Origin of the sequence: Nocardioides sp. HDW12B (assembly GCF_011299595.1) — a bacterium.
Classification (GTDB): Bacteria; Actinomycetota; Actinomycetes; order Propionibacteriales; family Nocardioidaceae; genus Marmoricola_A.
This window is the reverse complement of record NZ_CP049867.1, coordinates 3,593,721-3,615,560: the sequence shown is the minus strand read 5'-3', so window position 1 is coordinate 3,615,560 and position 21,840 is coordinate 3,593,721. Positions and strand designations below refer to the sequence as shown.

The 21,840-nt window shown below is 72.0% G+C and carries 20 protein-coding genes; 14 read left to right on the top strand and 6 right to left on the bottom strand.

Annotated features, from left to right (window positions below):
• The first annotated feature begins 21 nt into the window (after positions 1–21).
• Positions 22–768 (top strand): SDR family oxidoreductase, encoded by a 747-nt coding sequence (locus G7072_RS16895; protein ID WP_166088441.1) that lies wholly within the window; start codon positions 22–24, stop codon positions 766–768.
• A 3-nt stretch (positions 769–771) separates the two neighbouring features.
• Here the strand turns inward: G7072_RS16895 and G7072_RS16890 are convergent, their stop codons facing one another.
• The 4 genes from G7072_RS16890 to G7072_RS16875 form a co-directional block, all read right to left on the bottom strand.
• Positions 772–1,608, bottom strand: a complete 837-nt coding sequence (locus G7072_RS16890) for a hypothetical protein (protein WP_166088439.1) — start codon at positions 1,606–1,608, stop codon at positions 772–774.
• Positions 1,601–2,101, bottom strand: a complete 501-nt coding sequence (locus tag G7072_RS16885; protein ID WP_166088437.1) for a SigE family RNA polymerase sigma factor — start codon at positions 2,099–2,101, stop codon at positions 1,601–1,603. The genes G7072_RS16890 and G7072_RS16885 overlap by 8 nt, the downstream gene beginning before the upstream one ends.
• 152 nt (positions 2,102–2,253) lie before the next feature.
• Positions 2,254–3,870, bottom strand: a complete 1,617-nt coding sequence (locus G7072_RS16880) for a M20/M25/M40 family metallo-hydrolase (RefSeq protein ID WP_166088435.1) — start codon at positions 3,868–3,870, stop codon at positions 2,254–2,256.
• A 128-nt stretch (positions 3,871–3,998) separates the two neighbouring features.
• Positions 3,999–4,628 carry a TetR family transcriptional regulator gene (locus G7072_RS16875; RefSeq protein ID WP_240917009.1) on the bottom strand — a complete coding sequence of 210 codons (630 nt, stop codon included), beginning with the start codon at positions 4,626–4,628 and terminating at the stop codon, positions 3,999–4,001.
• A 170-nt stretch (positions 4,629–4,798) separates the two neighbouring features.
• On the opposite strand from G7072_RS16875, the gene G7072_RS16870 reads away from it, so the two are divergent.
• The 3 genes from G7072_RS16870 (at position 4,799) to G7072_RS16860 (ending at position 7,384) form a co-directional block, all read left to right on the top strand.
• Positions 4,799–5,863 (top strand): ferredoxin reductase, encoded by a 1,065-nt coding sequence (locus G7072_RS16870; RefSeq protein WP_166088434.1) that lies wholly within the window; start codon positions 4,799–4,801, stop codon positions 5,861–5,863.
• 65 nt (positions 5,864–5,928) lie between these two features.
• On the top strand, positions 5,929–7,161 hold the full coding sequence (locus G7072_RS16865) for an acyl-CoA desaturase (protein ID WP_166088432.1): 1,233 nt from the start codon (positions 5,929–5,931) through the stop codon (positions 7,159–7,161).
• Positions 7,162–7,174: 13 nt separating this feature from the next.
• Positions 7,175–7,384 (top strand): hypothetical protein, encoded by a 210-nt coding sequence (locus G7072_RS16860; protein ID WP_166088430.1) that lies wholly within the window; start codon positions 7,175–7,177, stop codon positions 7,382–7,384.
• A 20-nt stretch (positions 7,385–7,404) separates the two neighbouring features.
• Here G7072_RS16860 and G7072_RS16855 read toward each other — a convergent pair whose 3' ends face one another.
• Positions 7,405–9,033 carry a GAF domain-containing protein gene (locus G7072_RS16855; RefSeq protein WP_166088428.1) on the bottom strand — a complete coding sequence of 543 codons (1,629 nt, stop codon included), beginning with the start codon at positions 9,031–9,033 and terminating at the stop codon, positions 7,405–7,407.
• Positions 9,034–9,187: 154 nt separating this feature from the next.
• Between G7072_RS16855 and G7072_RS16850 the strand changes: the two genes are divergently transcribed.
• The 10 genes from G7072_RS16850 (at position 9,188) to G7072_RS16805 (ending at position 21,569) form a co-directional block, all read left to right on the top strand.
• Complete coding sequence (locus G7072_RS16850) at positions 9,188–9,823, top strand: TetR/AcrR family transcriptional regulator (protein ID WP_166088425.1); 636 nt, start codon at positions 9,188–9,190, stop codon at positions 9,821–9,823.
• Complete coding sequence (locus G7072_RS16845) at positions 9,820–10,617, top strand: TIGR03084 family metal-binding protein (RefSeq protein WP_166088421.1); 798 nt, start codon at positions 9,820–9,822, stop codon at positions 10,615–10,617. The genes G7072_RS16850 and G7072_RS16845 overlap by 4 nt, the downstream gene beginning before the upstream one ends.
• Complete coding sequence (locus G7072_RS20115; protein WP_277343380.1) at positions 10,614–12,632, top strand: acyclic terpene utilization AtuA family protein; 2,019 nt, start codon at positions 10,614–10,616, stop codon at positions 12,630–12,632. The genes G7072_RS16845 and G7072_RS20115 overlap by 4 nt, the downstream gene beginning before the upstream one ends.
• Complete coding sequence (locus G7072_RS16835; protein WP_166088419.1) at positions 12,629–13,777, top strand: acyl-CoA dehydrogenase family protein; 1,149 nt, start codon at positions 12,629–12,631, stop codon at positions 13,775–13,777. Before G7072_RS20115 ends, G7072_RS16835 begins: the two co-directional genes overlap by 4 nt.
• Positions 13,774–15,408, top strand: a complete 1,635-nt coding sequence (locus G7072_RS16830) for a carboxyl transferase domain-containing protein (protein WP_166088417.1) — start codon at positions 13,774–13,776, stop codon at positions 15,406–15,408. Before G7072_RS16835 ends, G7072_RS16830 begins: the two co-directional genes overlap by 4 nt.
• A gap of 3 nt (positions 15,409–15,411) precedes the next feature.
• Complete coding sequence (locus G7072_RS20235) at positions 15,412–17,631, top strand: biotin carboxylase N-terminal domain-containing protein (RefSeq protein ID WP_166088415.1); 2,220 nt, start codon at positions 15,412–15,414, stop codon at positions 17,629–17,631.
• Complete coding sequence (locus G7072_RS16820) at positions 17,628–18,815, top strand: acyl-CoA dehydrogenase (RefSeq protein WP_166088413.1); 1,188 nt, start codon at positions 17,628–17,630, stop codon at positions 18,813–18,815. The genes G7072_RS20235 and G7072_RS16820 overlap by 4 nt, the downstream gene beginning before the upstream one ends.
• Positions 18,816–18,838: 23 nt before the next feature.
• Entirely contained in the window at positions 18,839–19,585 is a 747-nt protein-coding gene (locus G7072_RS16815; protein WP_166088411.1) for an enoyl-CoA hydratase family protein, read from the top strand.
• Positions 19,586–19,663: 78 nt separating this feature from the next.
• Positions 19,664–21,103 carry an APC family permease gene (locus G7072_RS16810; RefSeq protein WP_206063187.1) on the top strand — a complete coding sequence of 480 codons (1,440 nt, stop codon included), beginning with the start codon at positions 19,664–19,666 and terminating at the stop codon, positions 21,101–21,103.
• Between the two features lies 1 nt (position 21,104).
• Positions 21,105–21,569, top strand: coding sequence for a universal stress protein (locus G7072_RS16805; protein ID WP_166088409.1), 465 nt, complete (start codon positions 21,105–21,107; stop codon positions 21,567–21,569).
• Positions 21,570–21,609: 40 nt separating this feature from the next.
• Here the strand turns inward: G7072_RS16805 and G7072_RS16800 are convergent, their stop codons facing one another.
• Positions 21,610–21,831, bottom strand: coding sequence for a hypothetical protein (locus tag G7072_RS16800; RefSeq protein ID WP_166088407.1), 222 nt, complete (start codon positions 21,829–21,831; stop codon positions 21,610–21,612).
• Positions 21,832–21,840: the final 9 nt, after the last annotated feature.

Genomic DNA, 21,840 nt, shown 5'->3' with positions numbered 1-21,840 from the left:
CCCACGACCCCTGGAGAACCCGTGCCCACCGTCCTCATCACCGGCGCCAGCGCCGGCCTCGGCGCCGAGATGGCCCGCCAGCTCGCCGCGAAGGGCTGGGACCTCGCCCTCTGCGCCCGTCGGACCGAGCGGCTCGAGGAGCTGCGCGCCGAGATCGTCGCCGCCCACCCCGATCGCCGGGTGGCCGTGGCCGCCCTCGACGTCACCGACCACGACCGGGTCTTCGAGGTCTTCCGCGGGTTCCGCGACGAGCTCGGGACCCTCGACACGGTGGTGGTCAACGCCGGTCTGGGCAAGGGCGGCCCGCTCGGCACGGGTCAGTTCCGGGCCAACCTCGAGACCGCGCAGACCAACTTCCTCGGCGCGCTGGCCCAGACCGAGGCAGCCGTGGAGATCTTCCGCGAGCAGGACGCCGGCCAGCTGGTGATGGTCTCGTCGGTCGCGGCGATGCGCGGCATGAAGGGCGCGATGACGACGTACGCCGCCACCAAGGCCGGGGTGGCCCACCTCGCCGAGGGCCTGCGCGCCGACCTGCACGGGACGCCGATCACCGTCACCGTGCTCTACCCCGGCTTCATCGAGTCGGAGATGAGCGCGCGCACCGCGTCGAAGACCCCGCTGATGGCGACCACCGAGGCCGGCGTCCGCTCGATGGTGAGCGCCATCGAGGCCAAGCGCGACTCGGCCCTCGTCCCCGGCTGGCCGTGGGAGGCGTTGGGGCGGGTGCTCAAGCACGCACCCGCCCCGATCGCCCGCCGCCTGACCTGAGCCTCAGTCGCAGACCGTCTCCACCCGGCAGAGCGCCTCGGTCAGGGGTGCCACCACGGTGCGCTCCTGCTCCGCGAGGTAGCTCCCGAGCTCGGTCTCGACGTCGATCGCCGGTCCGTTGGCCACCGGCGCGGGCTCGTCGAAGAGGCTCTCCTTGAGCACCAGCGCCGCGGTCCCGCGCTGGACGAGGTAGGAGATCTCGACGCTCATCGCGGTGCCGCCGCTGGTGTAGACCCGCGTCGCCCGCCACGCGCGGTCACCGACGTCGAGGGGCTCGACCGTCGTGGTGGCAACGGATCCGGCGCCACGCTCGGTCGGGCAGTCGCGCAGCCGCTGGGCCTGCTCCTCGACGGCCCGCAGCGCCTGGCCCGGCTCGGCGTAGACGGCCAGGTCGCGGACGCCCTGGAAGACGACGTTGGTCCCCTCCATCGCAAGCCGGTCGACGGGCGAGCCCGCCAGGGCGTACGTCGTCCCGCACACCGACGGGACGACCTCCGAGAACGGTGCCACCTCGGGTCCGGCGAGGTCGGGGGTGCCGGCCGACATCGGCAGGCCCCGCGACAGCGGGAAGCCGTCCGGCACGAGCCGGTCGGGCTCCGGCGCGACCGCGCGGGTCGGGCTGGGCCCCGGGTCGGGCGCGGCAGGGTCCGGCGCCGTGCGCGGCGTACCGGTGCCGACGGCGAGGGACGCGGCGCCGACAGCGGCCACCACGCAGGTGGCGCCGGCCGCGCGGACGGCGGTACGCCGACGGCGGGCCCGGTCGCCGAGCCGGCGGACCTCGTCGGCGGGGAGACCGACGGCCGGGTCCTCCTGGCGCAGGGAGGTGAAGAGGTCAGACATGAGCGTCTCCCGTCTGGTTCGCAGGGGCCAGGGCGTTCTGGAGGGCGGTGCGGCCGCGGTGCAGCCGGGCCTTGACGGTGCCGACCGGTGCGCCGACCTCGGCGGCGACGTCCTGGACCGACAGGTCGCAGAGGTGGTGCAGCACGAGCGCCCGTCGCTGCTCGAGCGGCAGGGTCGACAGGGCCGCGACGAGGGCCACCCTCGACTCGTCGGGCGGCGCGGAGGTGAGCGGGGCGCCCACGGAACGGTCGACCGGTCGCCGGTCGAGCCGGGTGCGTCGCCAGCGGCTGACCGCCAGCCGGTAGGCCGTGGTCCGCACCCAGGCCTCGGGGGACCCGTCGCCCTCGAGGCGTCGGCGGTGCGACCAGGCGCGGATGAACGCCTCCTGCACGCAGTCCTGCGCCTCGGCGTGGTTCCCGGTCATCGCGTAGAGCTGGTGCACGACCCGGGAGAACGACGCGGCGTAGAAGTCGTCGAACTCGGCTGCCTGCATGGAGCCCACCCCTCTCTCGTCCCTGGTGATCCGCCGGTGGTGACTGCTCTACGCGTGGGCCTCGCGTCAGGTTGCACCGCGGCGCGGAAAAAGGGAACAGCCCCTCGGCGCCGGAGCGCCGAGGGGCCGTCGAGCGGTGCGGAGGTGCGTCCTCAGCGGTCCACGACGTCGTGGTCGTCGTGGTCGTGCAGACCGCCGCCGCCCGCGGTGCCGGTGACGCCGGAGGACTTCCTGGCCGGGTTGACCAGCGGGTCCTTCGCGAAGTTGCGCTTGGCGAAGGTCAGCGTCGTGTGCGCCGCGGCGTCGACCATCTCGTCGATCGCGGAGCGGCTGACGTTGTCGATGGTGTCGCAGGCCAGGTGGTAGCAGGGGTCGTAGGCCAGGCCGGCGGTGCCGCCGAAGACGGCGGCCTGCTCGGCGGTCTTGACGCCCTCGGCGCCGGTGAACAGGCCACCGGCGGGGATGCCCTCGGCGATGAACGGGCCGTAGTCGCTGCGTCCGCTGAACGGCGTCTCGGCCGAAGCGAGCCCCACGCCCTTGAAGTAATCGTGGAAGACGCGCTCGATCTCGCCCGAGCCCTGCGGACCGGCCGCGGCGCCGGCGCCGACGGGGAAGGCGGAGTTGTCGCCGTCGTAGACGAAGCGGACGTAGTTCGGCGAGCCGACCATGTCGAAGTTGAGGTTCAGCTCGATCTCGTCCTTCTCGGCCGCGCTCAGCTCGCCCACGTAGTGCTCCGAGCCGAGCAGGCCGAACTCCTCGGCACCCCAGAGGGCGAAGCGGACGCGGTTGCGCGGTGCGATGTCGCGCGCGGCCATCTGCTCGGCGATCTCGATGATGCCGGCGCTGCCGGAGCCGTTGTCGTTGATGCCGGGACCACGCGGGACGCTGTCGAGGTGGGCGCCGACGACGACGGTGCGGTTCGGGTCGCCGGTCGGGCTGTCGGCGATCACGTTGTACGTCGTGCGGGTCTCCTGGACGCGGTCGACCCGGACCCGCGCGGTCGAGCCGGTGGCGCCGTTCCGGACGTTGTTGCGCAGCTGGTCGCCGACCGCGAAGGTCGTCCCGACCACCGGGATGGTGACGCCCGGGGAGCCGAGCGTGCCGCTCAGGACCGCGGTCCGGCCTGGCTGGCCCTCGTTGAAGATGATGGCCGCCGTCGCGCCGGCGGCCTGGGCGTTCAGCGCCTTGACGCGGAAGTCGCAGGAGCCGCGCTGGAGCAGCGCGACGGTCCCGACCGGGAAGCCGGCGAAGTCGGCGGCCTCGCAGCCGCTGGTGCTGCCGTTCGCAGCCGGGGTGGGTGGGACCACGAGGTCGACCGCGGTCACGGCCCCGGTCACGTCGCCGTTGCCGCTGTAGGTCATCGACGCGTAGTCGACGCCGTCGACCCACGAGCTGCTGCCCGGCGAGACCTGCTGGAGGACGGCCGGCGTGCGGTCGGCGTCGTAGGGGAACGGGAAGGGCTGGACCGTGACGTCGTACCCGGCCGCCTCGAGGCGCTCGACGGCGTAGTCCTTCGAGGCGTCGTAGCCGCCGAAGCCGGATACCCGGTTGCCGCCGTTGGCGTCGCTGATGGCCTGCAGGGCGGCCAGGTGCTCGGTGATGCCGGCGACGGTGACGCCGTTGCGCAGCCCCTGGGTGCTGCGCACCTCGCCGGTGGCGCCGGGGGCGGCGTCGGCGGTGGTGACCGCAGCGAGGGGGGAGGCGAGCAGGCCGAGGACGGCCGCTCCGGCGAGGCCGGACATCGTCCGGCGGGAGGTACGTGGGGGCACAGGAACTCCTGGATCGGGGGCGGGGGGAGACTGCCGCGGAGCCTGGCACGCGCTGTGAACGGAAAGGAAGTGTTGTCACCCGATCGTGACCTTTGGGTGGTTTCAGGACCTGAGTCCCGGGAGAGCGCCTAGCGAGGGCGCGACCGCCAGTTGGCCGCCCCGATGATCGTCAGCCGGATCTGCTGCTCCGCGGTGTGCAGGACCGCGCGCTCGACCTCGGGACGGGGTGCGGTGAGGATCGCCTCGGTGGTGTTGACCATCATCCCGACGATCAGGTTCGACAGCACCCGCAGGTCCTCGCTGGACCAGTCCGCCGGACCGGGCAGGCGCGCGAGGTCGGTGGCCAGCTCGCGCTCGAGCAGGTCGAGCTCGTGGCGGATCGCGGCGCGCACGGACTCGATGCCGCTCATCCGCTCGCGGAACATGAAGGTGAAGTACTCCGGGCGCTGGTGGACGTTGCGGGCCAGGATGCTCACCGACTGGGTGATGACGGCGTCGATGTCGGTCCACTCGCGGCGGGCCTGGCGCATCATCTGGCGCAGCGACGCGAAGGAGGTGTCGACCAGGGCGAGGCCGAGCTGCTCGATCGAGTCGAAGTGGCGGTAGAACGCGGTCGGGACGATGCCGACGCGCTTCGCGATGGCGCGCAGCGACAGCCCTCCGAGCCCCGTCTCCTCGGAGAGCTCCAGGGCTGCATCGAGGATCGCCTGCCGCGTCCGCTCCTTGCGCTCCTGACGAGATTCCGCCACGTCGCTCACCGCGCCACCCTAACCAGACTCCTTCCCGTGCACGTGTGCTCACTGAATCCAAACGTCGAGGCGCCCGTGTCCAGGCTCACGCAGCCACGACCTTGACCCACCGCCGTCCCTTTTTGCACACTTTCAGTGAACGTTTGTACACCCAAGAACCCGTTTCCAGGAGCCGATCCATGAGCCTGACCCAGAGCCTTCTCCGGTCACCCGTCGTGGCCGCCCTGACCGCTCCGCACGGAGTCGACCGCTACCTCGAGCTGGCCAACCCCATGTGGGTCGTCCACGACGTCAAGGCCCAGGTCGTCGCCATCACCCGGGAGACCCGCGCCGGCGAGCCGGTGGCCACCCTCACCCTCAAGCCCTCCCGCGGCTGGAAGGGCCACGAGTCCGGCCAGTACGTCCAGGTCGGCGTCGAGGTCGACGGGGCACGTCGTACGCGCTGCTTCTCAGTCTCCTCGCCCGAGTCCGGCCCCGGCGACCTGATCACCCTGACCGTGCGCGCCAACCCCGAGGGCCAGGTCAGCAAGCACCTGGTGCGCGAGGCCCGCGTCGGCGACGTCATCAACCTCTCGCAGGCCGAGGGCGACTTCACCCTGCCGAACCCGCTCCCGAGCCAGGTCCTGCTGATCTCCGGCGGCTCGGGCATCACCCCGGTCATGTCGCACCTGCGGACGCTGCTGCGCCGCGGGTACGGCGGCCGCATCACGTTCGTGCACTACGCCCAGTCGCCCGACCACCAGATCTACGCCGAGGAGCTCGCCGAGCTCCCGCCGCACGTCAAGGTCCACCTGCTCCACCCCGACTCGGGCACGGACGCGTTCTACAGCACCGAGGAGCTCGCCCGGATCCTCCCGGAGCACGCCGAGGTGGACACCTGGGCGTGCGGGCCCGCCGGCCTCATCGAGAAGGTCCAGGAGACCTACGACGAGAACCCGCGGCTGCGGGTGGAGTACTTCAAGACCTCCAGCCTGCAGCCGCTCGAGGGCGTCGAGGGCCGCACCCGCTTCGCCGACGCCGACCTCGAGTCGGAGAACACCGGCGTCACCCTGCTGGAGCAGGCCGAGGCCCTGGGTCTGACGCCCGAGTACGGCTGCCGCATGGGGATCTGCTTCTCCTGCGTCTCGCGCAAGAGCGAGGGCACCGTGCGCAACGTCCGCACCGGCGAGGAGTCGTCTCAGCCCGACGAGGACGTCCGCATCTGCGTCTCGGCCCCGGTCGGCGACTGCGTCGTCGACCTCTGACCGGCCCCACCCACCACCACCCGCACGTTCCGCTCACTCCGCTCCACCCAGCGAAAGGAAGCGACATGACCACGACCGTCGAGAACCCCGACACCACGACCCCCACCACCGAGGCCGGCACCGAGGCCGACGTCCGCACCATCGGGCACGGCCCCTACCGGCTCAGCCCCGAGCAGCTCGAGGAGTTCGGCCGCGAGCTGGACGAGATCCGCCAGCGCGTGGTCGCCGACCTCGGGCAGGCGGACGCCGACTACATCCGCGGCATCGTCAAGGCCCAGCGGGCCTTCGAGGGCGCGGGCCGCGCGCTGTTCTACCTGCCGCCGGCCTGGCCGCTGGCGGTCGGTGCGCTCAGCGTCTCCAAGATCCTCGACAACATGGAGATCGGCCACAACGTCATGCACGGCCAGTACGACTGGATGGGTGACCCGGGCCTGAACTCGCGCATGTACGAGTGGGACACCGTGTGCCCCAGCGAGCAGTGGAAGTACTCCCACAACTACATCCACCACACCTACACCAACATCCTGGGCAAGGACCGTGACATCGGCTACGGCATCCTGCGCATGGACGAGGACCAGGCGTGGAAGCCCTACTACCTGGGCAACCCGGTCTACGCCTTCCTGCTCATGACCTTCTTCCAGTGGGGCGTGCTCCTGCACGACCTCGAGGTGGAGAACATCGTCGCGGGCAAGCGCAGCTGGAAGGACACCAAGCACCTGCACCGCGGGATGATCCGCAAGGTCCGCAGCCAGACGCTCAAGGACTACCTGCTCTTCCCCGCGCTCACCGGGCCGCTGTTCCCGCTGACGCTGGCCGGCAACGCGACGGCCAACCTGATCCGCAACATCTGGACGTTCAACATCATCTTCTGCGGGCACTTCCCGGCCGGGGTCGAGAGCTTCTCGATCGACGAGACCGAGGAGGAGACCCAGGGCGGGTGGTACTACCGCCAGCTGCTGGGCTCGGCCAACATCACCGGCAGCAAGCTGTTCCACGTGCTGACCGGCAACCTGTCGCACCAGATCGAGCACCACCTGTTCCCCGACATCCCAGCGCGCCGCTACCCCGAGATCGCGCCCGAGGTCCAGGCGCTGTGCGAGAAGTACGGCCTGGACTACAACACCGGGTCGCTGCGCCAGCAGCTCGGCTCGGTGGCGGCCAAGATCTTCAGGCTCGCGCTCCCGCCGCGGGAGAGCCGCCAGAAGCTGGCCTCGGTCACCCCGCTGCGCTTCCTCAACCGCAGCGCTGCGACGACCGACCGGACTGCGGACGCCGGTGCCGGCTCTGTCGCGGTCTGAGAGGCTTGGCCCGATGAACGACCACCTGTCGCGCGCCGAGATCGCCAAGGACGCCCTGCAGCACACCGTCGAGGCGGGAGCCGAGACGGTGGCTGCGGTGTCCGGGATCCTCACGACCGCCGTGCGGGACGTCGCGCGGGCGGTCGGGGAGTTCGCCACCGAGATGTTCGAGATCCGCGAGGCGGCACGGCGTGCCTCGGAGGAGAACCGCCTCGAGGGCTGAGCCCTCCACCGGGCTGCGTGTCAGGCCGGGATGACCGGGACCCGCCACGTCAGGGTCGAGCCGTGACCCGGCGTGGAGTCGAGGTGCATGGTGCCGCCGTGGTTGCGGGCGCGCTTGTCGAGGTTGCCCAGGCCACTGCGCCGGTTGCTGACGATGCCGACGCCGTCGTCGGCCACGCTGAGCTCGAGCTGGCCGAGGTGCACGCTGGCCTTGATGATCACCTGGGTGGCGCCGGCGTGGCGCACGACGTTGCTCAGCGCCTCGCGGACGCAGGCGGCCATGTCGTCGGCGAGCGCTCCCCGCACCGAGCGGAGGCCGGGGTCGAGGGCGAGGATCGGCGCGAAGCCGAGCAAGCGCGCGGCCTCGTCGGCGATGTCGGTGACCATGTCGGTCAGTGACACCGAGTCCCCGCCCGACGATTTGAGCGTCAGGATCGTGTTGCGGATCTGGCGGATGGTCTCGTCGATGGCGAACATCGCGTCGGACACCCGCTGCTGCTGGTCACCCTCGAGCTGGTTGACCACCCCGTGCAGCGAGAGCCCGGTGGCGAACAGGCGCTGCACGACGTGGTCGTGCAGGTCGCGGGCGATGCGGTCGCGCTCCTCGACCAGCAGGAGCTTCTCCTGGACCTGGCGGGCCGACTCGAGCTCGAGCGCCACCGAGGCCTGCGCGGCGAAGGCCGAGGCCAGGTCGAGCTCGGAGTGGCTGAAGGTCTGACCGTCCTGGAGACGGCCGAGCAGCAGCACCCCGGTCAGGCTCTCCGCGCCGATGAGGGGGATGACCAGGGCGGGTCCGAAGGTGCTGGTGTCGACGCCCTCGAACAGCGCCGCGCTCACCTGGGACAGGTCGCCGTAGACCAGGGCGTCGCCGCGGCGCAGGGTCTCCATCTCGGTGCTGTCCGGCAGGGTCACGACCCGGTTGCTCAGGCTGTCGTTGTCGTCGAGCCCGCTGACGTGCTGGACGTGCATGTGGGTGCCCTGGATGAGGGCGACGATCGTGAAGTCGGCCCCCGCGAGGTCCATCGCCCGCTCGGAGACCTCACGCAGCGGCTCGTCGATCTCGTCACCGAGCAGCTGCTGGGTCAGCGTGGTCGCCGCCCGCATCCACCGCCGGGCGTGCAGCACCTCGCGCAGCAGCAGCGCGTTGTCCATCGCCGAGCCCAGCGCCCGTCCGAGCTCGGCGAGCAGCTCGTCCGCCTCCGGTCCCAGGGGGCCGGCACCGGGGCGGTTGGCGAGCACGACGATGCCGACGGTGCGCACGCCGGCCCGCAGCCGGACCGCCATGAGCTCGCCGAAGGTGACCGCCGAGCGTCGACCCGTCTCGCCGGTGCGTGAGGCAGGGACCTCGATCGCCTCCAGCGACAGCCGGACCGTGCCCTCCTGCTCGAGCACCGCCGCGCGGGCCCGCAGCAGTGCCGGGTGCGAGGTCAGCAGCTCCTCGAGCTCCGCAGGCAGGCCGCTGGAGCCGATGGCGGAGAAGCCGCGTTCCTCGTCGAGCAGGGCCGCGAATGCGTAGTCGGACTCGCAGAGCTCACGGGCGGTCGCGGCGATCTCGCGCAGCACGGCGCGCGGAGCGCGGTCGCTGCGCAGGATGCGCGGCAACCGCTGCAGCACGTGGTGCAGCCGTCGGTCGACGCCATGGAGGGTCACGCTGATGACTGCCCCCTGTCGTTTCCCCGGCGCGCCTCCCGAGCGCATGGGGTTCAAGCCATTCTAGGAAAGGCCTGCTCCCCGCGTCGAGTAAAACCCGGACTGGAAACAATCAGTCTTGACTGTTTGTTTGGTGGCGGGCAGAGTGACCGCCATGCCGACGACCGTGCGCGTGCCGCAGGAGCAGCGCACGCGCGCCATGCGGCAGCGCCTCCTCGAGGCCTGCGTCGAGTGCCTGGTCGAGCACGGCTGGAGCGGGACGTCGACCACGCTCGTCTCCCAGCGGGCCGGCGTCAGCCGGGGGGCCCAGCTCCACCACTTCCCGACCAAGAACGACCTGGTGCTGGCGGCGGTCGAGCACCTGACCGCCGTACGGCGTGAGGAGGTGCTGGCGCGGACCGCCGAGCTGCCGACCGGCGGGGGGCGCACCCGCGCCGTCCTCGGGGTCCTGGCCGACCTGTTCACCGGGCCGCTCTTCGTCGCCGCCGCCGAGCTGTGGATGGCCGCCCGCACCGACGTCGCGCTGCGGGAGGCGGTCGCCGACCTCGAGACCCGCGTCGGTCGCGCCACCCACCGCTCGACCGTCGACGCGCTCGCCGTCGACGAGTCGCTGCCCGGCAACCGTGAGCTCGTCCAGGCCACGCTCGACCTCATGCGTGGCCTCGGGCTGGCCACCCTGGTCGCGGACGACCTGGCGCGCCGCGAGCGCATCCTCGACCACTGGGCCGACACCATCGAGGCGACCATCCGCCGCCCCGACCCGACCACTCGACGTGAGGGCACCTCGTGACCGACCCCAAGACCCTGCCGATCCTCGCCGACCTCGCCGTGGAGGGCGACGCCCTCGACGCGCTGGTCGCCGACCTCGACGACGCGGGCTGGCGCACCCCGACCCCGGCCGAGGGGTGGGACGTCGCCACCTCGGTGGCGCACCTGGCCTGGACCGACGAGGTCGCCGTGGCGGCCGCCACCGACAAGGCGGCGTGGGACGGCTACGTGCTGCGGGCGATCGAGGACCCCGACGGCTTCGTCGACGCCGAGGCGCTGCGCCTCGGGCGGCTGCCGTCCGAGGAGCTCCTCACCCGCTGGCGGGCCGGCCGCCAGCGGCTGGCCCAGGTCCTCAGCGACCACCCGTCGGGCGAGAAGATGCCGTGGTTCGGTCCCCCGATGGGAGGGCCGTCCATGGCCAGCGCGCGTTTCATGGAGACCTGGGCCCACGGCCTCGACGTCGCCGAGGCCCTCGGGGTCGCCGTCGAGCCGCACGACCGGGTCCGCCACGTCGTGCACATCGGGGTCCGGACCCGGGGCTTCGCCTTCGCCAACGCCGGGCTCGAGGTGCCGCAGGCGCCGGTCCACGTGAGCCTGACCGCGCCGGGCGGCGAGCGGTGGGAGTACGGCGACGCCGCCGCGGACCAGCACGTCACCGGTCCGGCGTGGGACTTCGCCCTGCTGGTGACCCAGCGCCGGCACCGCGACGACCTCGCCCTGACGGCCGTCGGCCCCGACGCCGACCGCTGGCTCGACGTCGCCCAGGCCTTCGCCGGCCCCTCCGGCAGCGGACGTGCCCCGCAGGGAGCCGCGTGAGCGCGCCTGCCGCCCGCCCGCTGCGGGTCGGCAACTGCTCGGGCTTCTACGGCGACCGGCTCTCGGCCATGCGCGAGATGCTCGAGGGCGGCGAGCTCGACGTGCTCACCGGCGACTACCTCGCCGAGCTCACGATGCTCATCCTCGGCCGCGACCAGATGAAGGACCCCGCCCTCGGCTACGCCCGGACCTTCGTGCGCCAGGCCGAGGACTGCCTCGGGCTCGCCCTCGAGCGCGGCGTCCGCCTCGTCGCCAACGCCGGCGGGCTCAACCCCGCCGGCCTCGCCGCCCGCCTCACCGAGGTCGCCGCCGCCCAGGGCCTCAGCCCGCGCATCGCGTGGGTCGACGGCGACAACCTCATCGACCGGGCCGCCGAGCTCGGCCTCGACGCCGACGGCTCCCCGCTCACCGCCAACGCCTACCTGGGCGCCTTCGGCATCGCCGCCGCCCTCGACCGTGGCGCCGACGTCGTCGTCACCGGCCGTGTCACCGACGCCTCGGTCGTCGTCGGCCCGGCCGTCTCCCACTTCGGCTGGACCCCCACGTCGTACGACGAGCTCGCCGGGGCCGTCGTCGCCGGCCACGTCATCGAGTGCGGTGCCCAGGCCACCGGCGGCAACTTCAGCGGCTTCCACGCCCTCCTCGACACCGGCCGCGCGGAGACCCCCCTCGGCTTCCCGGTCGCCGAGATCGCCGCCGACGGCTCCTCGGTGATCACCAAGCACGACGGCACCGGCGGTCTCGTCACCGTCGACACGGTCACCGCCCAGCTGGTCTACGAGATCCAGTCCACCGCCTACCTCGGCCCCGACGTCACCACCCACCTCGACTCGATCGAGCTCGCCCCCGCCGGCCCCGACCGGGTCGCCGTCAGCGGCGTCCGGGGCTCCGCCCCGCCCGCCACCCTCAAGGTCTGCCTCAACCACCTCGGCGGCTTCCGCAACCAGATGGAGCTGGTCCTCACCGGCCTCGACATCGAGGCCAAGTCCGCCTGGGTGCGCCGCCAGGTCGAGGCCGCCTGGGCCGCCGCCGGCACCACCGTCGCCTCGCTCGACTGGGCCCTCGCCCGCACCGACCACCCGGACGCCGACACCCAGGAGGCCGCCAGCGCCCGCCTCCGCGTCTCCGTCCGCGACCCCGACGCGTCCAACGCCGGCAAGGCCTTCACCGCCCCCCTCGTCGAGCTCGCCCTGGCCTCCTATCCCGGCTTCACCCTCACGACACCCCCGGCGCCGGCCACCCCCTACGGCATCTACAAGCCCGGCTACGTCCCCGCCACGGCCGTCACCCACACCGTCCACCACCACGACGGCTCCACCGAGGTCATCGACCCGGTCGCGTCGGTCGCGTCGGGAGGGTCCCGGTCCGTCCCCGCCGCGGTCGCCGGGACCCCCGGTGCGCCCAACCACCCCTTCCGCTCCTCCGTCGCTCCAGGGGGGCCAGTCCCATCCACGGTCGCCCCGGGGGTCCCGGAGACCCCGTCGGTGCCGGGCGGCTCAGCGCCCACCTCGAGCGAGGCGCGCGACGCGGGCAGGGACGTGCGCGACGGGGCGGCGGAGCCCGCCTCCGGGACCGTGGATGGGCCTGGCCCCCTCGCAGCGACGGAGGAGCGGAGAGGGTGGTTGGGCCCGGAGGCGGACTCCGCCGCCGCGGCGCGCACCCCCCTCCCGACCGTGAAAGTCCCCCTCGGTCGACTCGTTCACGCGCGGAGCGGGGACAAGGGTGGGGACGCGAACCTGGGGCTGTGGGTCAGCCAGGACCACCCGTTGGCGGGACCGAGGACCGAGTGGTTGCTGGGGACGGTGACGCCGGAGTGGGTCCGGGGGCTGCTGCCGGAGGCCGAGGGGCTGGAGGTCGAGGTGTTCGCACTGCCCAACCTGGGCGGGGTGAATGTCGTGGTCCGGGGACTGCTGGGCGAGGGCGTGGCGGCGAGCAGCCGGTTCGACCCGCAGGCGAAGGGACTGGGCGAGTGGGCCCGGTCGAGGCACGTCGACGTACCGGAGGAGCTGCTGTGAGCGTGGGCTACTGGTCGGAGGAGCAGGAGGCGTTGCGGGCCAGCGCCCGGACGTTCGTGGAGCGCGAGGTGATGCCGCACCTGCAGGGCTGGGAGGACGCCGGCGAGCTGCCGAGAGAGCTGCACGTGGCGGCGGCCAAGCAGGGGTTCCTGGGGGTCGGCTTCCCCGAGGAGGTCGGCGGGTCCGGTGGTGGTCTGCTCGACTCCGTGTGCCTGACCGAGGCGATGATGGAGTCCGGGGCGTCCGGCGGTCTGATGGCCTCGCTGATGACGCACGGGATCGCGCTGCCCCACATCGTGGCCAGCGGCAACGCCGACCTGGTCGACCGGTTCGTGCGGCCGACGTTGGCCGGTGAGCTGATCGGGTCGTTGGCGATCACCGAGCCCGGTGGCGGGTCGGACGTGGCGGGCCTGCGGACGCGGGCGGAGCGGGACGGAGACGCGTTCGTGGTGAACGGGTCGAAGACCTACATCACGTCGGGGGTCCGGGCCGACTTCGTGACGACCGCGGTGCGGACCGGCGGCCCGGGGCACCGGGGGATCAGCCTCCTGGTGGTCGAGCGCGGGACGCCCGGTTTCGAGGTTTCTCGTCAGCTCGACAAGATGGGCTGGCGCTCGTCGGACACGGCGGAGCTGTCGTACGTCGACGCGCGCGTGCCGGTCGGCAACCTCGTCGGAAACGCGGACTCCGGGTTCGTCCAGATCGCGCTGGCGTTCGTGACCGAGCGGATCGCGCTGGCGGTCCAGGGCTACGCGACGGCAGCGCGCTGCCTGGAGCTGGCGACGTCGTACGCCCGGGAACGGGAGGCGTTCGGCCAGCGGCTGGTCGACAACCAGGTCGTGCGCCACAAGCTGGTGGAGATGCACCGGCAGGTCGACGCGGCGCGGGTCTACACGCGGGAGGTCGCCCGGCGCTACGACGCCGGTGAGCAGCCGCTCGTGGAGGCGCTGCACGCCAAGCGGCTGGGGGTGGCGGCGGCGACGTACTGCACGGACGAGGCCGTCCAGGTCTTCGGCGGCGCCGGCTACATGCACGGGACCGAGGTGGAGCGTCACTACCGTGACGTGCGCATCCTCGGCATCGGAGGAGGAGCGAACGAAGTGCTGGACGACCTGGCCGCGAAGCTGTTGGGGCTCGCGTCATGACCGAGGTGCTGGAGACCGACCCGGCCGCGGAGGCCGCGGAGCCGACGCGCCGCGAGGCGATGCTCGACAAGCTCGCCGCGCTGGACGCCGAGCACGCCAAGGCCGTCGACGGCGGCGGGGAGCGCTACAACGAGCGGCACCGCAAGCGCGGCAAGCTGCTGGCGCGCGAGCGCATCGAGCTGCTCGTCGACGAGGGCTCGGCGTTCCTGGAGCTGATGCCGCTGGCCGGCTGGGGCTCGGACTTCACCGTCGGCGCCAGCATGGTCTGCGGCATCGGGGTCGTCGAGGGCGTCGAGTGCATGATCGTGGCCAACGACCCGACCGTGAAGGGCGGCGCGAGCAACCCGTGGACGCTGAAGAAGGCGTTCCGGGCGGCGCAGATCGCCCACGAGAACCGGCTGCCCACGGTCAACCTCGTCGAGTCGGGCGGGGCGGACCTGCCGACGCAGAAGGAGATCTTCATCCCGGGCGGCAAGCTGTTCCGCGACATCACGCGGGCCTCGGCCGACAAGCGGCCCACCGTGGCGCTGGTGTTCGGCAACTCCACCGCGGGCGGCGCCTACGTGCCGGGCATGAGCGACTACGTCGTGATGGTCAAGGAGGGCGCCAAGGTCTTCCTCGGCGGTCCTCCGCTGGTCAAGATGGCCACCGGTGAGGAGTCCGACGACGAGTCGCTGGGCGGTGCGGAGATGCACGCCAAGGTCTCGGGGCTCGCCGACTACCTCGCCGTGGACGAGCGCGACGCGATCCGGATCGGGCGGCGCATCATCGCGCGGCTCAACCACCGGAAGGTCTCGACGGGCTCAACCACCGGGGACGGCTCGAGCGCCGGTTTCCGCGAGCCGGACGCCGACCCCGAGGAGCTGCTCGACCTCATCCCGACCGACCTCAAGGAGCCGTTCGACCCCCGTGAGGTGATCGCGCGGCTCTGCGACGGCGTCGGTCCGGGCAACGGGCAGGTCTTCGACGAGTTCAAGCCGCTCTACGGCCCGTCGCTGGTCACCGGGTGGGCGCGCCTGCACGGACGCCAGATCGGCATCCTCGCCAACGCCCAGGGCATCCTGTTCTCCGAGGAGGCCCAGAAGGCGACGCAGTTCATCCAGCTGGCCAACCAGGTCGACGTGCCGCTGCTCTTCCTGCACAACACCACCGGCTACATGGTCGGCAAGGACTACGAGCAGGGCGGGATCATCAAGCACGGCGCGCAGATGATCAACGCGGTCAGCAACTCGACCGTGCCCCACCTGTCGATCGTCATGGGCGCGTCCTACGGCGCCGGCAACTACGGCATGAACGGCCGCGCCTTCGACCCCCGTTTCCTCTTCACCTGGCCGAGCGCCAAGTCGGCGGTCATGGGCCCGGCGCAGCTCGCCGGCGTGCTCTCGATCGTCGCCCGGGCGGCGGCGGAGGCCAAGGGCAAGGCGTACGACGAGGAGGGTGACGCCGGGCTGCGGGCCTTCATCGAGCAGTCGGTGGAGGAGCAGAGCCTGCCCTTCTTCCTCTCCGGGATGGTGTACGACGACGGGGTCATCGACCCGCGCGACACCCGCACCATCCTGGCGATCTGCCTGTCCGTCATCGAGAACCGACCGATCGAGGGCACCGACCGCTTCGGTGTCTTCAGGATGTGAGACATGGCGACAATCAATCGTGTGCTGGTGGCGAACCGGGGCGAGATCGCCCGCCGGGTGTTCGCGACGTGCCGACGGCTGGGGATCCAGACGGTGGCGGTCCACTCCGACGCCGATGCCGGTCTGCCCTTCGTGGGCGAGGCGGACGTCGCCGTACGCCTGCCGGGTGACGCCCCCGCCGACACCTACCTGCGCGCCGACCTGGTCCTGGAGGCGGCCCGGCGCACGGGCGCGGACGCGGTGCACCCCGGCTACGGCTTCCTCAGCGAGAACGCCGACTTCGCCCGCGCCGTCCTCGAGGCCGGGCTGACCTGGATCGGGCCGGCGCCGGAGTCGATCGAGGCGATGGGCTCCAAGGTCGCGGCCAAGGAGCTCATGGAGAAGGCCGGCGTGCCGGTGCTGCGCAACCTCGACCCGGCCGAGGTGACCGGGGCCGACCTGCCGGTGCTGGTGAAGGCGAGCGCGGGTGGTGGCGGTCGCGGCATGCGCGTCGTCCGCCGGCTCGAGCACCTGACCGACGCCGTGTCCGGCGCGGAGACCGAGGCCGCCTCGGCGTTCGGCGACGGCACCGTCTTCGTCGAGACCTACGTCGAGAAGGGCCGCCACGTCGAGGTCCAGGTCCTCGGCGACGCCGCGGGCACGGTCCACGTCCTCGGCGACCGCGACTGCTCGGTGCAGCGACGCCACCAGAAGGTCGTCGAGGAGGCGCCCGCCCCGGGCCTGCCCGACGCCGTGCGCACCGCGATGCACGACGCCGCCCGCGCCGCCGCCGAGGCGATCTCCTACCGCGGCGCCGGGACGGTGGAGTTCCTCTACGACCCCGTCCGGGAGGGCTTCTTCTTCCTGGAGATGAACACCCGGCTCCAGGTCGAGCACCCGGTCACCGAGTGCGTCACCGGTCTCGACCTGGTGGAGCTGCAGATCCAGGCGGCGGAGGGGGCGGGGTCAGGACTGGCGGGCAGGTCACCGGGTCTCGACACGCTCGCTGCGCTCGCTGCTCGACCAACGGGTGGCGACGCTGCTCGACCAACGGGTGGCGACGCTGCTCGACCAACGGGTGGCGACGCTGCTCGACCAACGGGTGGCGACGCTGCTCGACCACCGGGTGGGGTCTCGACAGGCTCGACCGCCGTGACTCCCCAGGGGCACGCGGTCGAGGTGCGGCTGTACGCCGAGGACCCGGCCGCCGACTACCAGCCGCAGTCCGGTCGGCTGACCCGCTTCGAGGTCCCCGACGTCGACGTCGAGCTCCAGCCGCTGACGTCGTACGGCGTCCGCCTCGACTCCGGCTTCCGCGCCGGCGACGAGGTCGGCACCCACTACGACGCGATGCTGGCCAAGGTGATCGTCTGGGCCCCGGACCGGCCGACCGCGCTGCGGCAGCTGGCCGGGGTGCTGCGCCGGGCCCGCCTCCACGGACTGGTCACCAACCGCGACCTGCTCGTCGAGATCCTCAGCGAGCGCTCCTTCGTGGACGAGCAGCTGAGCACCGACTTCCTCGCCGGCGCAGCCCTGACGGCGCTCGAGCCGACGCACGGACCCGTGGGCTCCGCGAGCGAGCAGGCGCTGGCCCTCTTCGCTGCCGCAGTCGCCTGCACCGAGCGGGCCGTGGCTGGGCGCCGCGTCCAGGCCGGCGTCCCCACCGGCTGGCGCAACGTCACCTCCGCGCCGCAGATCACCCGCTTCGACCACCGCGGCACCGAGGTCGAGGTCGGCTGGCACGGCGACCGGGACGGCTACCGCTTCGCCGACGTGCACGGCGAGGTCGGCGAGGCCCGCGCCACGTCGGTGGAGCACACCGTGACGGGGTGGCGCGTGATCGTCGACCAGGACGGCCTGACCCGCACCTACGACGTCGCCCTGTCCGACCACGGCGCCACGACCCGGGTCGACGTGGACCACGCAGCCGGCCACGTCGCGCTGACCCGGCTGCCCCGCTTCGTCGACCCGGCCGACCAGGTCGCCGAGGGGTCGCTGCTCGCGCCCATGCCCGGCACCGTCATCGCCGTGCGCGTCGAGGCCGGCGCGACCGTGACCGCGGGCCAGCCGGTCCTCGTCATGGAGGCGATGAAGATGCAGCACACCATCAACGCGCCCACCGACGGCGTGGTGAGCGAGCTCGCCGTCGCGGTGGGCGAGCAGGTGACCGCCGGCGCCGTGCTGGCCGTCGTGAGCACCCCGTACACCGACCACGAGACCGAGAACCCCGAGGAGACCGCATGAGTGTCGAGACCCAGACCATGTTCAGCGAGCCCGAGGAGCGCCAGGCGCTGCGTGAGGCGGTGCGCAAGCTGGCGGCGTCGTACGGCCGGGAGTACATCGAGCGCCAGGCCGCGAACGGTGAGAAGACCACCGACCTGTGGAACGACATGGGCAAGCACGGTTACCTCGGCGTCTCGCTGCCCGAGGAGTACGGCGGCGGGGGCGGCGGCATCGGCGACCTCGCGGCGGTCCTCGAGGAGGCCGCCACCGCCGGCGCCCCGCTGCTGCTCATGGTCGTCTCGCCGGCGATCTGCGGCACGATCATCGCGCGCTACGGCACGGAGGCGCAGAAGCAGCGCTGGGTGCCCGGCATCGCCGACGGCTCGATCACCATGGCCTTCGCGATCACCGAGCCCGACGCCGGCTCCAACTCGCACAAGATCACCACGACCGCGACCAAGGACGGCGACGACTACGTCCTCAACGGCTCCAAGACCTACATCTCCGGTGTCGACGAGGCGCAGTACGTCCTCGTCGTGAGTCGGATGGCCGACGCGAAGACCGGCAACCTCAAGCCGGCGCTCATCGTCGTGCCGACCGACGCGACGGGCTTCGAGGCCCGCGCGATCCCGATGACGTTCACCGCGCCGGAGCACCAGTTCACGCTGCACCTCGACGACGTCCGGGTGCCGGCGGACTCCCTCGTCGGCGACCCCGACCACGCCGACGCCGGCCTGCTGCAGCTCTTCGCCGGCCTCAACCCCGAGCGCATCATGGGCGCGGCGATGTCGCTCGGCACCGCGCGCTACGCGCTCGACCGGGCGGTGGAGTACGCCAAGACCCGCTCGGTGTGGAAGGACCAGCCCATCGGCACCCACCAGGGCATCGCCCACCCGCTGGCGAAGACCAAGATCGAGCTGGAGCAGGCGCGGCTGCTCATGCAGAAGGCGGCGGCGCTCTACGACGCCGGTGACGACGTGGGTGCGGGGGAGTACGCCAACATGGCGAAGTACGCCGCCGGCGAGGTGGCCTGCAACGCCACCGACGTCGCGGTGCACACCCACGGCGGCAACGGGCTCGCGCAGGAGTACGGCCTCGGCCAGATGCTGCTGTCGGCCCGGCTCGGCCGCATCGCCCCCGTGTCGCGGGAGATGATCCTCAACTACGTGGCCATGCACAGCCTCGGCCTGCCCAAGTCCTACTGATCCACGTCCGGCGAGGAGCACCGATGAGCAGTCCCGTGGAGTACGACGTGCAGGCCGGCGTCGCGACGATCACCCTCGACCACCAGGCCACGCGCAACGCCCTGAGCAAGGCCCTCGTGGCCGGGGTGTTCGACGGCGTCGACCGGGCCGAGGCCGACGACGACGTGCGCGTCGTGGTGGTGCGCGCCGCCGGGAGCGTGTTCTGCTCCGGCGCCGACCTGTCCGAGGCGACGGGTGAGGGCATGGAGGAGGGCGCCCGCACGATCGTCGAGCTGCAGCGCCGGATCGTGGCCTCGCCGAAGCCGTTCGTGGCGCGGGTGCACGGGGCGGTGCGTGCCGGTGGCATCGGCATCGTGGCCGCCTGCGACATCGCGGTGGCGGCCGACTCGGCGACGTTCGCGCTCACCGAGGTGCGCCTCGGGCTGGCGGCCTCGGTCATCTCGCTGACCGTGCTGCCCCGGATGACGCCCCGCTCGGCGTCGCGCACGCTGCTGACGGGGGAGAAGTTCGACGGAGCGGCTGCCGCCGACATGGGCCTGGTGACGGTCGCCGTGCCGGAGGCCGAGCTGGACGCCGAGCTCGACCGGGTGGTGGGCGACCTGCTGAAGGGGCACCCGCAGGGTCTGGCGGAGGGCAAGAAGCTGCTCAACGCCGACCTGCTGGCGGGGCTGGAGGCCCGCGGCGAGGAGCGTGCCGCGCTGTCGGCACGGTTGTTCGGCTCCGACGCCGCTCGCGAGGCGATGCTCGCTTTCTTGTCGAAGGGACGTTGACGCCTCAAACCTGAGGTTTCGCTGAACGCGGGTGCGGGTAGACCAGATCAACCCATCACCTCGGGAAGGCGGACCTCGGTGTCTGACCAGACGACCACGCGCGACAGTGAGCTCGACCCGGACGGCGAGGGCGGTCTGAAGCGGTCCATCACCGGACGGCTCCTCTTCTTCTACGTCCTCGGCGACGTCCTCGGCTCCGGCATCTACGTGCTCATCGGCGACGTCGCCGGCGCCGTCGGAGGCGCCTTCTGGATCGCCTTCGCCGTCGGCGTGACGGTCGCGACCGTGACCGGCATGGCCTACGCCGAGCTCGTCACGAAGTACCCGCAGGCGGCGGGCGCCGCGCTCTACGTCAACAAGGCCTTCAAGAACCGGGCGCTGACCTTCCTGGTCACGGTCACGTTCCTCGCCTCGAGCTTTGCTGCCGCGGGAGCGCTGGCCACCGGCTTCGCGGAGTACTTCGCCGAGGTGTGGGAGCTGCCGCCCACCCTCCTGGTGACGCTGGTCTTCATCTGCCTGTTGGCCGTCATCAACTACGTCGGCATCTCCGAGTCGGTGGTGGCCAACATGGTCATGACCTTCGTCGAGGTCGCCGGCCTGGTCATCGTCATGATCATCGGCGTGATCTACGTGGTGCAGGGCAACGCCGACTTCGGCACACTCACCGAGTTCGACGCCGGCAACAAGAGCCCGATCTTCGCCATCATCGCCGGTGTCGCGCTGGCCTTCTTCGCCATGACCGGCTTCGAGAACGCCGCCAACGTGGCGGAGGAGACGGTGAACCCGTCGAAGACCTTCCCGCGCGCCCTCGTCGGCGGCATGGTCGCAGCCGGCGTCATCTACGTGCTCGTGGCCATGACCGCGGCGCTCGTCGTGCCCGTCGACAAGCTCGCGAGCTCCGACGCCGCGCTGCTCGAGGTCGTCAAGGCCGACATCCTGCCGATCTCGGTCGGCGTCATGACGATCGTCTTCGCCGTCATCGCCATGACCGCCATCACCAACACCACGCTCGTGGCGGTGGTGACGCAGGCCCGCATCCTCTACGGCATGGCCCGCGAGGACGTCGTGCCCGACGCCTTCGCCAAGGTCCACCCGGTGCGCCGCAGCCCGTGGGTCGGGCTGCTGTTCTCGGCCGCCGTGGTCTGCGGGCTCCTCGTCGTCGGCACCGTCCTCAACAACGCCGGCTTCGGCATCGACATCGTCTCCCGGCTGGCGACTGTGACCGTGGTGCTGCTGCTGTTCATCTACGCGATGGTGATCGTCTCGGCGCTCAAGCTGCGCGGGCAGGACGAGACCAGCGAGACCTACCGGGCCAACACGGTCCTGCTGGTCATCGGACTGGTCGGCAACGGCGCCCTGCTCTACTACGTCGTCGACGACGACCCGGCCTCGCTGATCTGGTGCGCCGGCCTCATCGGGCTCGGGTTCGTGCTCTTCCTCATCGAGTACTTCCGCGGCTCGCAGAACCGACCGTCCGGCACGAGCCGTGGCGAGTCCACCCTCGGAAAGGACGCCTGAGATGCACGTCATCGTCGCCACCGACGGCTCGAAGCAGTCCCTGGACGCCGCCAAGCGGCTGAAGTCCTTCGCCGACCCGAGCAAGATCACCGCCATCTCGGTGGTGGCGGTCATCCGGCCGCTGGCGGCCGTCGCGTTCGCCGACGACCTCTCCGGTGGGCAGAAGACGCCCGCGGACAGGGACACCTCGGGCTTCCGCGCCGCCGCCGAGAGCGCGATGGCCACCATCGCGAAGGAGTTCGACGGCTGGGGTCCGAAGGTCCACCAGCGGCTGCGCAGCGGCTCGCCGGCCAACGAGATCATCAAGACCGCGCGTCAGCTCGACGCCGGCCTGGTGGTCGTCGCCGCCGGCGGACGCGGCATCAGCGAGACCGTGCTCATGGGGTCGACGGCCCAGCGGGTGCAGCACTACGCGCCCTGCCCGGTGCTCGTCGTACGGCCGAAGCCGCGCAAGAAGAAGAGCTGACCACGCGACCGTCCGGTGGGCCGGACGGGACCGGGTCAGGTCAGAGCTTGGTCATCTTGGAGTAGGGGCTGACCACGCGCACCGTGTGCGACCCGAAGTCGACGGTGACGGCGGCGGCCTCGACGCCGGAGACGCGGCCCAGGCCGAAGGAGTCGTGCGAGACCCGGTCGTCGACCTCGAAGACCTCCACCTCCTGCGCCGGCTTCGGCTGGAAGGGACTGGACGCGAGGTGGCGGCGGGATCCCGCGGGACGTGAGGTCATGAGACCTCC